Here is a 12,490-nt window from a genome sequence, read left to right as displayed (position 1 = left end):
CAAGGAGTCATCACATGCAACGACGCACTCTCCTCTCCGCCGCCGTCCTGACAGCGGCAGGCGCGCTCGCCCTCTCTGGCTGCTCGAGCCCCGCCGGCGGCACCGGCAGCCAGGGCGACGAGCTCGAGGGCCTCACCGGCCAGATCGGTGCCAAGGACTTCTCCGAGCAGTACGTCCTGGCGCACATCACCACCGAGCTGCTCAGGGCGCACGGCGCCGATGTCGAGGCCAACACGAAGCTCGTCGGATCGGCGAACGTCCGCCAGGCACTCGAGAACGACGAGTTCCTCGGCTACTGGGAGTACACCGGCACCTCCTGGATCACGTACAACGGCAACACCGCCCCGGTTCAGGGCGCCGAGGAGCAGTTCGCGGCGACCAAGGAGGCCGACGCGGCCCACGGCATCGCCTGGCTCGACCCCGCGCCGCTCAACAACACCTATGCGTTCGCCATCCGCGCCGACAAGGCGGAGGAGCTGGGCGTATCGAAGCTCTCCGACATCGCGTCGCTGCCCGCGGCCGAGCAGACCTTCTGCATCGAGAGCGAGTTCTCGACGCGCGACGACGGCTGGCCCGGCCTCAAGGAGGCGTACGGCATCGACGTGCCGGACGACAACGTCGCGCTCCTCGACACCGGCGTCATCTACACCGCCACACAGAAGGGAGACGACTGCAACTTCGGCGAGGTCTTCCAGACCGATGGCCGGATCCCCGCGCTCGACCTCGTGGTGCTGGAGGACGACGAGGAGTTCTTCCCCGTGTACCAGGGCGCATTCACGCTCAAGCAGAGCACGCTCGACGAGTACCCCGAGATCGCCGACATCGTCGCCGAGGTCTCCGCGCTGCTCACGACGGAGCAGATGCAGGAGCTCAACGCGCTGGTCGACGTGGACGGCGAGGATCCTCAGGACGTCGCGATCGACTGGCTCTCGGAGCAGGGCCTGATCTGATCCGCCGGGGCCCGCGCCGGTGACCGTCGCTCGGCGCGGGCGCCCGCCACCCACGAAGCGAGGCCCAGATGAAGATTGTCGCGATCGAGCTGACGCGGCTCGCCCTCCCCCTCGACCCGCCCTTCCTCGCCGCGTGGGATCCGGCTCCACGCCGGGAGTTCCCCGCGACCCTCGTCGCCGTCCACACCGACGAGGGCCTCGTCGGCCACGGATCCGGCGACACCATGGACGGCTTCGAGGCGTACCGCGAGCTGTTCATCGGCACGGACCCCCTGCAGATCGTGAACCAGGTGCGCCGGATCGAGACGATCGGCTTCCACGGCGGGCGGTACTGGCCGCTCGAGGCGGCGCTGTGGGACATCATCGGGCAGGTCGCCGGCCTTCCCGTGAGCGTGCTGTTCGGCGGCGCGCGGGACCGCCTTCCTGCCTACGCGTCCACGGGCGAGCTTAGGCCGCCGCAGGAGCGGGCGGAGTCCGCGGCCGCCGCGAAGGAGATCGGCTTCCGCGCCATGAAGATCCGCATCGCGCGGGACCGCCTCTCGGACGGCGTCGCGACGGTGCGCGCCGTCCGTGCCGCGGTCGGCGAGGACTTCGGCCTCATGGTCGACCTCAATCAGATGTGGCGGATGCCGGGCGACATCGACGCCGCGCTGCCGCTCGCGAGCGTGCGCCGGCTGGCAGAGGAGCTCGTCGACCTCGGGGTGCTCTGGCTCGAGGAACCCCTGCCGCAGGCCGACGTGGAAGGGGCACGACGGGTGCGCGCGGAGACGGGCATCCAGGTCGCCGGCGGGGAGATGGTGCGGACGCCGCACGAGCTCGCGGCGCTCGTCGAGGCGGACGCGTTCGACGTGTACCAGCCGGACGTGGTGCTGGCCGTGGGCATGCTGAGGGCCCGCCAGGTCGCCGAGTCTGCGCAGCTGCGGCACCGTCAGTTCACGCCGCACACCTGGTCGAACGGACTGGGGCTCCTCGCCAACCTGCATGTGGCGGCGGGCGTCGGGGGCGGCCCCTACTTCGAGTTCCCGTATGACCCGCCCGGGTGGACGCCCGCGCGACGCGACTTCTTCCTGGAGCCGCTCATGATCGACGCCGCCGGAGATGTCGCGGTCCCGCAGCTCCCCGGCCTGGGCCACCACATCGACGCCGACGCGGTGGCGCGGTTCGCCGCCTCCTGATCCCGTCGCGCCCGCTCCCCCGCCCGATCCCCGGGAAGGCCGGCCGGGCGGCGGGGCAACCGCGAGGTGAACGGGCTCACCTCGGAACCGCGCTCGGCACTCCGTCGAGGTAGCGCACCGCCTTCGCGACGGCCTCCCGCCCCGCGCGGTTCGCGCCCACCGTCGACTGCGACGACCCGAAGCCGATCAGGTGCACGCGCGGCTCGCCCGCGACCTGCGTGCCGCGCATGGCGATGCCGCCGAGCTCGTTACGGAGGTATAGCGGTTCGAGGTGGCTCAGATCGGGCCGGAAGCCGGTGGCCCACACGATCGCGTCGAGCGGCGTGAGCGTGCCATCGGCCTCACGCACGCCGTCCGGCTCGATGCGTGTGAACATCGGGCGGCGGACGAGAGCGCCGCGATCGCGTGCCGTGCGCGCGGAGCTCGACCAGCCAAGGCCCGTGTAGCCCACGATGCTGCCCGTGGGCCGCCCCGCCTCGACGTCGGCCGTGACCTTCTCGATCGTGCTGCGGCCGGTGGTCTCCGGGTCGAACTCCCCCTCGATGAACACCGGCTCGCGCCGCGTGTACCAGAACGTCTGCGCGACGCGCGAGATCTCCTCGAGGTGCTGCACCGCCGAGATCCCGCCGCCGACGATCCCGACCCGCTGGCCCGCGAAGTCGTCGAGCGATCCGTACTCACGCGTGTGCAGCTGGCGCCCGCGGAAGGTCTCCTGCCCGGGGTACACCGGCCGCACCGGGTTGTTCCACGTGCCGGTGGCGTTGATGACCACACGGGTCGTCCAGATGCCGGCATCGGTGTGGACGAGGAGGTCGCCGTCCTCGTCGTCGTCCGCGAAGTCGACGCTCTCCACCCGCACCGGCCGGAGGATCGGAAAGCCGTAGCGCTCCTCGAACGCCGCGAAGTAGCGCGGCACGGCCTCGCGACTCGCCTCGCCAGGATCCATGTCGGGCCGCGCGAGGCCGGGCAGGTCGAAGATGCCGTTCAGGCCCGAGACGGTGAGCGATGCCCACCGGCGCTGCCACGCGCCGCCCGGTGCCGGGTTCGCGTCGAGTACGACGTAGGTGCGCGCAGCGCCGGGATCCGCGGTCGCGCTCACGAATCTCGCGCGCCGCAGGTGGAACGCGGCCGAGAGCCCCGCCTGCCCGGCCCCGATCACGACGATGCTCGCACGCCGGCCCGCGTTCTCCCCCACGATCCTTTCAACCGCATGGATCGGGCGGGCATTCCCCGCACCTGGGCACGGCTGCCGAGGAGATCCCGGTTCGCGAGGACGATCACGTCGCCACGGCTCCTCGGGAACCGGGATCCCCTCGGGAACCGGGATCCGTCGCACGGGCCTCCCGGAAACGCGAAACGGGCCTCCCGAAGGAGGCCCGTTCACGCGATCAGGAGCTCAGAAGTCCCAGTTCTCGTCGGGAAGGACGTAATCTTGCGGTCTCTGCGTCTCCGCAGACCGTCCGTGCCACCTGCGTGCCACTCATACCGAAAAGGCTGTTGCACCCGCCGAAACGAGCCGTGACACAGGACAAATTGTACTCGTCCCAGCTGGCATCTGCACGAGTCTGTCGTGGATCTATCGCCGCTTCGGGAGGAAGGGCGGGCGCTGCACGTCGGGATCTCCGGCGGCGAGGCCTTCGACGGTGACCTCGTATCCGACGAGGTCCTGGCTCGGCCACGGTTCCCGGCTGAACAGCGAACGCACGGCGGCCAGGCGCTGTTCGAACTCGGCTCGGTTGTCAGCGCGGATCTCGAGCGTGTTGGTCTCGTCGGTGGCCCCGATGGGCCTGATCGTGAAGAGCGACTTCGTGATGCTCGATGCATCCGCCCCACTGCCGATCACCTCGTGTTCGATGTCGTGTTCTGCCAACGCCGCAGCGACACGTTCACGCACCTGCTGTTCGGCGGCGCCTTCGCCCGTTGCTTCGTCGACGGTCATCGTCTCGAACAGCACGAGAGTGCTGCCGCGCCTGCCGCCGATCGGACGTGCCTCGTATCCGAGGCCGCTCGCAACATCGAGCATCTCATCCACGTCATCGAGCGCGACCCGCACGCTGAGGAAGATCGTCGCCATGCCTTCAGGGTAGTTGCGGTCGCCGTGGCGGTGTCAGTATCTTCCGCTCCAGTACAGCGGCATGCGCCGTTCGTGGGCGATCGCGACAATCTTCAAGGCTTCGTCGGTGACGTAGTAGACGATGCGGTAGTGCGAGCGAGGCACCTTGGCGTGACGGAAGACACGGCCGGCCGGTGCGGCCGGGATGATCTCGGCCGACTCCGGCCATTCAAGGAGACGGTCGATGACCCGGTCGACGTCGGTGCGGAACCTCGCGCCGCGGTGCAGGCCACCCTGGTCGTACCACTGGATCGCATCGTCCAGTTCACGAACGGCATCAGGGTGGAACCCGACACGAAGCGTCAAGCGCTTCTCTCGGCCGCACGGGCGTCGAGGTAGGCGTTGGCCTCCTCACGGGATAGCACCGCGACCGTCCCGTTCTCCAGCTCATCGGCCCTTCGTGTGGCGACGGTTGCCCAAGCTTCATCGATGACCGCCTGGTCGGGGGCATCGACGTCGTAGAGCACGTCGGCGACCCGCGAGCGCTCCTCGGGCGTGAGCGCCATCGCAGCCTGGATCACCTCAGTCACCGTCATGCCCCGATTCTACCGTGGCGCCGTCCAGATCAGCGAGGTCTACCCGGTCATGAGGATGGGAGGAGTCCTCGGCGCCGCCTGGGGTGGTCGTCTCGTACCTCTGGATCGATAGATGCGAGGAGTGGTCATGGCTTCGGAGTTGGATCGCAAGGCATCGACGGTGGCCGGCGGCATGTCGCTGCGGGTCGAGAAGGCAGGCGCGACACCCGATGAGGCAAGCGGGGCCCGGATGCAGTTCTCATATGAGGTGCGAGCCGGCGACCGGGTCTACCGGGGCGCCGATCTGTATGCGGGCGGGATGGATGTGCCGGCGTCGCGGATGGTCGGGGTACTGGCGGGGTTCCTCTCTGATGCCGGCGAGAGATACCGGTCGGGAATGTGCCCGCCCGATGACGCCTACCCGGAGTGGGTGTATGAGCAGGCGTATCTGAACGAGGACGAGCTGGCGATGGCGTCGTTCGAGCTCGAAGAACCGGAGGTGTTCACCGGGCGGTCCGGTGAGGAGGAAGGGCCGTGGGCGTCGGTGGTGTTCCTGCAGGGCGAAGACGCGGACGCCGCGCTCTCGATTCTGGAGGAGCGGGGCCCGGAGGCAGCGATCGCGCATCTGGCGCAGTGGGACTTCGGAGACGAGACCGAGCAGGCGGCCGCCGCAAACGGTCACGTCTACGCCACGCCGCCGGCCGGGACATGGGATAGAGAATTCCGCAGCGGCCCGTATCACCTGGCGTGGAATCATTCGCTGGGACACGTGGGCCTGACCCGCAGTATCGCTCACGCGGCCGAGGCGGCGGCGCCGTCGGAGCGTGTCCGGCTGCTCGGGCCGGCGTCGCCGACTGTTGCGACCGGGGTCACCGGTCGCAACATCGCCGCCCGCGCGGAGCCACTGAGCAGATGACCGCGTACGGATAGGGACATACTGAGGCTGAGGTGCCAGGGGGCGTCGCAGAAATGCGGCGCCCCTCTGGTGCGTCACGATCAACGCATGGCACGCAGAACGGCGGTTCAGCCAGCCGGGCGGCCGGTGTCTTCTGCCGGCCAGGGCCGCAATCTCAGCACGATCCGGGAGCGGGCGCAGGCTCACGGGTACACGGTGAGCGACCGGGGACGTGTCTCGGCGGCGATCCTCGCCACGTACGACGCCGCGCCCTGACCGGGAACGCTCACCGTCCGATCCCCTCTCGCGTGACCTCGGGAGTGGCCGAAGGCGCACCAGGCTGGCGGAGGCTGGTGAGGAAGCCATCGATGCGTTCGTGATCGAGGCGCTGCTGGGTTGCATCTGGTTTCGCCCCGAGCGGGATCCGGTCGGTGATGCCGTAGCGGTCCCGGTAGGCGACGACCATGCGCACCACCATGTCCCACGGCTCTCTCGCTGCTGAACCGGGACGAGGCTGGGGGCCGAGGGTCTTGATCCAGGGAGGCTTCTCGGTGAGGGCGTCGTCCACGAGGGCTTGGGCGCGCTGCTCAATGAGTGCTCGTAGTTCGGTCAGCGCGCGGGTCATGTCCTCGGGCATGGCGCCGACTGCTTCGGGGATGAAACCGGCGATGAATCGGCGCCGTGTTCCTCGTCCGCGTCCAGGGCTGGTGCGCATGACGAGCTGTTGCACGCGGTGGCGCAGCAGGCTCGCAGGATCGTCGGCATCGGTGAGTGGTCCGGCTTTGAGTGCCCGGTCTATCAGCCGGTCTGGCTGGTGCCCGATAGCCTCCGCGCGACGCAGGGTGGCGACGATGGACCCGAACGTCTCCGACTCCGTCAGCTCATCGACGAGGTTCTGGTCAAGGCCCGCACGAACAAGGAGTTCCGTGATGTGCTCGGTCTGCGCTTCTTGCGCGATGGTCTCGTACTGATCGGCGAGGTGCGCGATCGATGCCCACGCTTGCTGCTCGGCTTCGATGGTCTCGTGCGCGGATTTCTCCGCGCCCTCATGCTGCAGCACTCCGTAGAGGATCGAGCGGGCGGTGGGCTCGGTGTCGGGGAGCTGGTGTTCTTCCAGGTGGGCTTGGTCAGTGGCGACGTAGGCGGTGTTCGAGGCCCTGCCGCGGGTCATCGCGACATAGAGGTTCTCCCGCGTCATTGATGAGGAGTGCACGATCGCGTGCGCGGTGTCCACGGTTGCGCCCTGGGCTCGGTGGGCGGTGACCGCGTAGCCGAGATCGACATGCTCGGCCACATATGCGGCGGGCAGGAGGATGGTGGCGCGGCTGCGGGAGTCCGCGCGGCGCACGGTGAGGGCTCCGTCGTCGTGATGGGTGGTGATGTGCCAGCGGTCGCCGTTCTTGACCCACGACCCGCCCCGGGTGCTCAACCGGCGGTCGTTCTTGCGGGTGATGATCACGTCTCCGGTGCCGGCGAGGGTGCCGTCGGCCAGCCGCACCCCGTCGGCGGTGACATGTCCGTCCAGGACGCGGTCGGTGCGGGCGCGGGTGTTCAGCTCGGCGACGGTCTCGGTGGTCTCGGCGATCAGCAAACTGTTCTTGCCCGCCGCGACATCCGCGACCCAGGCTTGGTAGGCGGAGTCGAGGATGTCGTCGTGGTCGCCGCCGATGATGCGGTCGTGGTCGTCGTAGGTGTCGATCACCTCCGTGTTCCCGAGGCGCAGCCGGAGGGATGCGGTTTTCTCCCAGTCGGCGTGGAAGCGGCGCACATCCACCAGCTCGGGGGCGTCGCCGCGGTCGCGGACCAGGAGCCCGAACGCGCCGCCCGCGTCCACGGCGGTGAGCTGGGCCCAGTCGCCGACCAGCACGACTTTCGCGCCCGCGTCGGCAGCGTGCGTGGCGAGGCGTTCGAGGCCGAGTGTGCCGGCGAGGGAGGCTTCGTCGACGAGGACCAGTTGCCCGGCGGTGAGGTTCCACCGGCCGCGGTCGTGCTCGTGCAGCCACTTCGCGGTGTTGTCCGTGTCGATCCCGAGATCCTCCGAAAGCACCTCGGCGGCAGCGGCCGAGGGCGCCAACCCGATCACGCTGCCCGGTCCGTGGGTCTTCTCCCACGCCCGCCGCAGGGCCCCGAGTGTGGTGGTCTTCCCGGTCCCGGCCGGCCCGACCAGCACATCGACGGTGCGGCCGGAGACGGCGATCTTCTCCACCGCGGTCTGCTGCTCGACCGACAACCGCACCCCACGCCGACCCGGCCGGGCGACGACACCGCCGACGACCCGCAACGGCACCGCCGGAGCAGTGCCCGCCCGGCACAGGGCGAGCAACCTCTCTTCTGCGTCGAGGATGCGGGTCGAGGAGAACACCTCGTGGTGCCTGGGCCGGAACACGCTCGACCCGTCGGCCCTGGTGAACTCGGCCGGGGATGTGACGAGCTCGGGTGGGGTCAGGGTGAGGGAGGCGTGCTGGGCGGCATCGACGATCATCCCGATCACCGCCTCACGGTCGGTGGTGGACGCGAACCGCAGCCCCATCGTCTGCCGGGACGCCTCGGCATGCAGGTTCCACCGCCGCCACGTCGACCGTCTCACCCCGACCTGCTCCACCACCGCCTGCCCGATCACCGCGATCTGCTGAAACGGCAGATCGTCGGCGCGCAGCACCACCTGACCGTGCCCGGCGCGGATCAGATGGGTCGCCCAGGTCGTCGCGTCCTCACCCAACGTCCGCGACGCGCGCTCTCGCCACTGCGCCGTCAGGTCCGCCAGCGACCGCACCTCCTTGCCCGGGCGGGTGCTCAAGGTGGCCTGCTGCCGCAACCGGATCACCATCGTATCCGACGGCTGACGGCCATACTTCGCCACATACTCAGCAATCAGCCGGTCCTTCTCGGCCTCGATCGCCGCCGCCCGGGACGAGAACTCCTCCACCAGGCGTTCGGTGACGCCGGTGATCTCCCACGCCGGGTTCCGGTTCTTCCCCCGGTCTCGTTCGTCCCAGCCGACGCCCAGGGCGCGGGTGAGGCGGTCGGCGAGGATCGCGTTGTAATGCTCCGACAAGGCGACGACCGCAGCGTGCATCGGGCGGCCGTCCAGGGTGCGCCACTTCCCGTCCGCGGCCTGCACCCGGTTCGCGATCACCACATGCGTATGCAACTGCGGGTCCCCCGCACGGGAGTCGAAGTGGTCGAACGCCGTCGCCACCACCCCGCGCACCTCGACCTGCGCGACACCATTCGTGCCGGTCCGTGTCGCGGCGACGTCACGCTCGATCAGCTCCAGCACCTCACCGATCGCCGCGTGATGGGCCTGCGCGATGAGCGCCTGCGTGCCGCCGTCGGCGACCGCCCACAGCACTGACACCGACTTCGGCACCGAGAACGTGTAATCGAACCCCGCGACCACTCTTGGTGTCTTCCGTGCCCGCTCCTCCAACCGGATCGCCTCGACCCGCGCCTTACGCTCATCGACCGGAAGCCCCTCCGGGAGCGCCATCAACCGTGTCCGGATCCGCTCCGCCAGCGGACGGAAGGCGAAGTAGGACCGCCCCAACGGCTCACCCGTGACCGGGTCCTGCCCGGCCCCGAGCAGACGCCGCAACTGCTCCTCCGCCACCACCGCCTGCGCCTCAAGGCTCCCGTCCCCCAGTCCCGGCAATCCGCTCCCGAGCCAGAATCCGGGAGGCGTGCCCGCCTCCGCGTAGTACCGGGTCAGAGACACAGCGAGGTCCCGGTCTCCGTCCGAGGCCGCGATGCTCTTGAGCAGGTACTTGTAGCCCTCTCCCGCGCTGAGCACTCGCATCGACACCGTCACACAGCACAGGTGCGCACCCTTACACCCTCTGCCGCGGGGGCTTGTGTGTCGACGACCATCGGTTTCGATGCGATGCTGGTTGCCCGCTGATGCGCGGGCACCCGCGGAGACACCTCGCGGCCTCGACACGGAGGCTGTCGAGGCCGCGAGCATGCAGCGGACGGCGACGCTGGGTGCGGAATCTCGCTGTCCATCTCGGGGAGTGTAAGCCTCGTCGCGGAGCGCACCACGGGGCTCTCCGGCGATCATCGCGCTGCGGCAGGGCATCTGGTCCATGGACCCGTGGCTAAGGGAGTTTCGCGAGCGTGCCGGCCGCCTCCGACCGGCAGCGGCGTTCTCGAGTCGTGTGAGCCCGTGCGGTGCAGCGCGATGGGGCGTCGCGGCCTACCCGCGCGTAGCGGTCGGTTCGCGCAGTGGGACGTCCACGACCGTGAGGTGTTCGGCGTCGGGTCCGAACGGCAGTTGCGCGAGCACCGTGCCGTCCTGACCCACGGCGAGGGAGGCGCCGATGCAGGACCAGCCGTCCCATTCACCGCCGATCACGGGGCCGACGTTGCTGACTCCGATCACTGGCATGCCGGTCTCCCGGGCGATCGCGCTGTATGCCAGTATCCATTCGTCGCCGTAGCGTCGGTCGTCTGCGAGGAATTCTGGTGAGACCGCCCATGCGGAGGGCGAGAAGAGCACGCGTGCGCCCAGCGCCGCGATCGAGCGGCCGAGGTACAACGACTGGTAGTTGTTGTCGGCGCAGATGTTCATTCCGACCCGGCCGAGGCGTGTCGGAACGGAACGGATCTCGTCGCCTGTCTCGTAGACCTCGCGGGCGAAGGGGACCTCGTTGATCTTGCGGTAGCGCTGCAGTATCTCGCCGTTCTCGGAGATGAGCACCGCGGCGTTGTAGAGGGCTTCTCCTGCCCGCTCGACGAGTCCCGCGGCGACGATCACGCCGGCCTCTCGCGCGGCGTCGGCGAGGCTTCCGGCACGGCCGGGCAGCGGCAAGGCCAGCTCGCGGGCCGACGCGGAGGTCCAGCCGAGGTCCAGGCATTCGGGCAGCACGACGGCATCGGCGCCCTCTTCTCCCGCCCGCCCGATCATCTCGACCGCCCGGGTGATGTTCGCTTCCGGCTGGCCCGGGTCGACGCGCATCTGCGCCATCGCGACTCGGATCGTTTCCATCTGTGTACCTTTCCTGTGAAGTACGTGGGGAGTATCTGCGCCGTTGCGAAGCATCATTGGATTGCGCCGCGCATGACCCCGGAGAGCACCCACCGCTGGCTGATGAGGTACACCACGAGCACCGGCAGCACCGACATGAGATACGAGGCGAACGCGGGCCCGTACGAGACGTTGGTCGTGGAGGAGAAGACGCTCTGCGCCAGCGGCAGGGTCCGCAGGTCGGGGTCTGTGAGCAACACGAGCGGCAGGAGGAAGTCGTTCCAGGAATGCAGGAACATCAGGATGCCGACCGTCGCGTTCATCGGCGCGAGCAACGGGAAGACGATGCGCCAGAAAACGCGTCCGGTGCTGGCGCCATCGAGTTGCGCGGCTTGCTCGATCTCGATCGGCAGCGTGCGGATGAAGCTCGTGTACAGGAGAGTGTTCAGCGGCAGGTTGAAGACGAAGTACAGCAGGATCAGCCCGAAGAGGTTGTCGATCCCCCACGCCGCGGTCTGCTGCACCAGCGGCAGCATGACGATAGGGAACGGGACGAACAGCGCCGCCAGCACGAACACGTGGGCGACACGGAACTCCCAGCGGTGAAGGTTTCTGGCCATCGCGTACGCGAACGCTGAGGTCGCCACCAGGACCAGCAGCACCGTGCCCGCGGCAACGGTCGCCGTGTTCAGCAGTGCTCGGGGGAAGTTCGTCGACGTCCAGGCGTCGGCGAAGTTCTGCCAGTAGAGGCTCCCGGGCAGTTCGATCCCCGTGCCCGCGATGATCTCCCCGGGCGACTTCAGCGCCGTGACGACGGCGATATAGAGCGGGATCAGGATGGTCAGTGCGCACACGGCGAGCACGACGATGTTCCGCGTCGATGATGACCGACGCCGACGCCCCCTGACAGCAAGCGAAGTCACAGGGTGGCCGCCTTTCTGGACGAGAAGCGCAAATACGCGCCGGAGAAGAGGAGAATGACCAGCAGGTAGATGACGGCGTTCGCCATCTGGTACCCGTACTCGCTGCCGCCGATGCCGCCGCGGTAGATGAGCATGGCGACGGACTGCGTCGAGGTCCCCGGCCCACCGTCGGTGAGGCCGACGATCTGGTCGAAGATCTGAAGGAAGTCTTTGATGCTCAGCACGATGTTGATCGTGAGGAACGGCCCGATCAGAGGTAACGTCATCGACCGGAAGCGCCGCCACGCGCCGGCGCCGTCGATCTGAGCGGCCTCGTAGATCTCCTCGGGGATTGTCTGGAGGCCCGCGAGATAGATGACGGTCGTGAATGCGGATGCCTGCCAGATGGTGACGACGACGATCGCGATCCATGCGAGATTGGGGTCGCTGAGAATCGAAGAAGCGGATTCGCCCGTGACCTGCTCGAGGAGACCCGTCGCAGCCTTGCTGAAGATGAAGTTGAACACGAAGGCGATGACGATCATCGGCAGCACCTTGGGAACGAAGAACAACGCACGGAAGAAGCCGCGCGCGGGGGTGTGCACGTTGAGCAGGATCGCCAGGAACAACGAGACGACGTTGACGAGCACGGTGCACACGAGCGCCATCCCGATCGTGAACAGGTAGGCCTGTGCCACCTGCGGGTCCTTGAACAACGCGATGTAGTTGTCCAGGCCGACGAAGTCCGCGTCACCATAACCGGCGTAGTCGGTGAAGCTCGCGCTGACTCCCGCGACGAGCGGGACGACGAGGAAGGCGACGAAGAGCACGAGCGCCGGCAGGACCATGACGTAATAGATGGGCTCGACGCGTGCACGGAGCCGGGAAGTGCGCGGTCTCTTGGTATGTCTCATATGCGTTCTCAGTTCGTGATCGAGCGGCTGCGGGCGGGATGCCGGTCGGGGGGGGCCCCCCCC

12 protein-coding genes are annotated in these 12,490 nt (G+C 68.6%); 4 read left to right on the top strand and 8 right to left on the bottom strand.

From position 1 onward, the window contains the following. The first annotated feature begins 14 nt into the window (after positions 1–14). Positions 15–950 carry a glycine betaine ABC transporter substrate-binding protein gene (locus tag ACODR5_RS03910; RefSeq protein WP_488982793.1) on the top strand — a complete coding sequence of 312 codons (936 nt, stop codon included), beginning with the start codon at positions 15–17 and terminating at the stop codon, positions 948–950. A gap of 68 nt (positions 951–1,018) precedes the next feature. Continuing rightward, a complete protein-coding gene (locus ACODR5_RS03905) occupies positions 1,019–2,125 on the top strand; it encodes a mandelate racemase/muconate lactonizing enzyme family protein (protein ID WP_488982792.1) in 1,107 nt (368 codons plus the stop codon). 76 nt (positions 2,126–2,201) lie between these two features. Here the strand turns inward: ACODR5_RS03905 and ACODR5_RS03900 are convergent, their stop codons facing one another. The 4 genes from ACODR5_RS03900 to ACODR5_RS03885 all read right to left on the bottom strand — a co-directional run bounded on the left by ACODR5_RS03900 (position 2,202) and on the right by ACODR5_RS03885 (position 4,774). Then, complete coding sequence (locus ACODR5_RS03900; protein ID WP_488982791.1) at positions 2,202–3,320, bottom strand: NAD(P)-binding domain-containing protein; 1,119 nt, start codon at positions 3,318–3,320, stop codon at positions 2,202–2,204. Positions 3,321–3,701: 381 nt separating this feature from the next. After that, complete coding sequence (locus tag ACODR5_RS03895; RefSeq protein ID WP_124896072.1) at positions 3,702–4,199, bottom strand: hypothetical protein; 498 nt, start codon at positions 4,197–4,199, stop codon at positions 3,702–3,704. Between the two features lie 33 nt (positions 4,200–4,232). After that, positions 4,233–4,544 (bottom strand): type II toxin-antitoxin system RelE/ParE family toxin, encoded by a 312-nt coding sequence (locus ACODR5_RS03890; protein WP_124896073.1) that lies wholly within the window; start codon positions 4,542–4,544, stop codon positions 4,233–4,235. After that, positions 4,541–4,774 carry an addiction module protein gene (locus ACODR5_RS03885; RefSeq protein WP_124896074.1) on the bottom strand — a complete coding sequence of 78 codons (234 nt, stop codon included), beginning with the start codon at positions 4,772–4,774 and terminating at the stop codon, positions 4,541–4,543. Before ACODR5_RS03885 ends, ACODR5_RS03890 begins: the two co-directional genes overlap by 4 nt. A gap of 127 nt (positions 4,775–4,901) precedes the next feature. Between ACODR5_RS03885 and ACODR5_RS03880 the strand changes: the two genes are divergently transcribed. Together ACODR5_RS03880 and ACODR5_RS03875 are read left to right on the top strand one after the other, a co-directional pair. Then, positions 4,902–5,669, top strand: coding sequence for a hypothetical protein (locus ACODR5_RS03880; protein WP_488982790.1), 768 nt, complete (start codon positions 4,902–4,904; stop codon positions 5,667–5,669). Positions 5,670–5,756: 87 nt separating this feature from the next. Continuing rightward, a complete protein-coding gene (locus ACODR5_RS03875) occupies positions 5,757–5,924 on the top strand; it encodes an Lsr2 family DNA-binding protein (RefSeq protein ID WP_124896076.1) in 168 nt (55 codons plus the stop codon). Between the two features lie 10 nt (positions 5,925–5,934). Here ACODR5_RS03875 and mobF read toward each other — a convergent pair whose 3' ends face one another. From mobF to ACODR5_RS03855, 4 genes are all read right to left on the bottom strand, one after another. Continuing rightward, entirely contained in the window at positions 5,935–9,444 is a 3,510-nt protein-coding gene (mobF, locus tag ACODR5_RS03870) for a MobF family relaxase (RefSeq protein ID WP_488982847.1), read from the bottom strand. A 396-nt stretch (positions 9,445–9,840) separates the two neighbouring features. Continuing rightward, the gene (locus tag ACODR5_RS03865; RefSeq protein ID WP_488982789.1) at positions 9,841–10,611 is read right to left on the bottom strand and encodes a carbon-nitrogen hydrolase family protein; all 771 of its coding nucleotides are present in this window, start codon (positions 10,609–10,611) and stop codon (positions 9,841–9,843) included. Between the two features lie 74 nt (positions 10,612–10,685). Continuing rightward, the gene (locus ACODR5_RS03860; protein ID WP_488982788.1) at positions 10,686–11,474 is read right to left on the bottom strand and encodes a carbohydrate ABC transporter permease; all 789 of its coding nucleotides are present in this window, start codon (positions 11,472–11,474) and stop codon (positions 10,686–10,688) included. Between the two features lie 56 nt (positions 11,475–11,530). Further along, positions 11,531–12,361 carry a carbohydrate ABC transporter permease gene (locus ACODR5_RS03855; RefSeq protein ID WP_124896079.1) on the bottom strand — a complete coding sequence of 277 codons (831 nt, stop codon included), beginning with the start codon at positions 12,359–12,361 and terminating at the stop codon, positions 11,531–11,533. Positions 12,362–12,490 lie beyond the last annotated feature (129 nt).

The organism is Microbacterium sp. FG3 (assembly GCF_057809335.1).
Note: the sequence above shows the minus strand (reverse complement) of the source record. Positions and strands in the feature narration are given on the sequence as shown.

What these genes read in the sequence shown, in the direction of transcription:
- ACODR5_RS03895 (WP_124896072.1), bottom strand. Translation starts at nt 4,199, where the DNA reads ATGGCGACGATCTTCCTCAGCGTGCGGGTCGCGCTCGATGACGTGGAT.
- ACODR5_RS03880 (WP_488982790.1), top strand. Translation starts at nt 4,902, where the DNA reads ATGGCTTCGGAGTTGGATCGCAAGGCATCGACGGTGGCCGGCGGCATG.
- ACODR5_RS03905 (WP_488982792.1), top strand. Translation starts at nt 1,019, where the DNA reads ATGAAGATTGTCGCGATCGAGCTGACGCGGCTCGCCCTCCCCCTCGAC.
- ACODR5_RS03855 (WP_124896079.1), bottom strand. Translation starts at nt 12,361, where the DNA reads ATGGTCCTGCCGGCGCTCGTGCTCTTCGTCGCCTTCCTCGTCGTCCCG.
- ACODR5_RS03885 (WP_124896074.1), bottom strand. Translation starts at nt 4,774, where the DNA reads ATGACGGTGACTGAGGTGATCCAGGCTGCGATGGCGCTCACGCCCGAG.
- ACODR5_RS03910 (WP_488982793.1), top strand. Translation starts at nt 15, where the DNA reads ATGCAACGACGCACTCTCCTCTCCGCCGCCGTCCTGACAGCGGCAGGC.
- ACODR5_RS03865 (WP_488982789.1), bottom strand. Translation starts at nt 10,611, where the DNA reads ATGGCGCAGATGCGCGTCGACCCGGGCCAGCCGGAAGCGAACATCACC.
- ACODR5_RS03875 (WP_124896076.1), top strand. Translation starts at nt 5,757, where the DNA reads ATGGCACGCAGAACGGCGGTTCAGCCAGCCGGGCGGCCGGTGTCTTCT.
- mobF (WP_488982847.1), bottom strand. Translation starts at nt 9,444, where the DNA reads ATGCGAGTGCTCAGCGCGGGAGAGGGCTACAAGTACCTGCTCAAGAGC.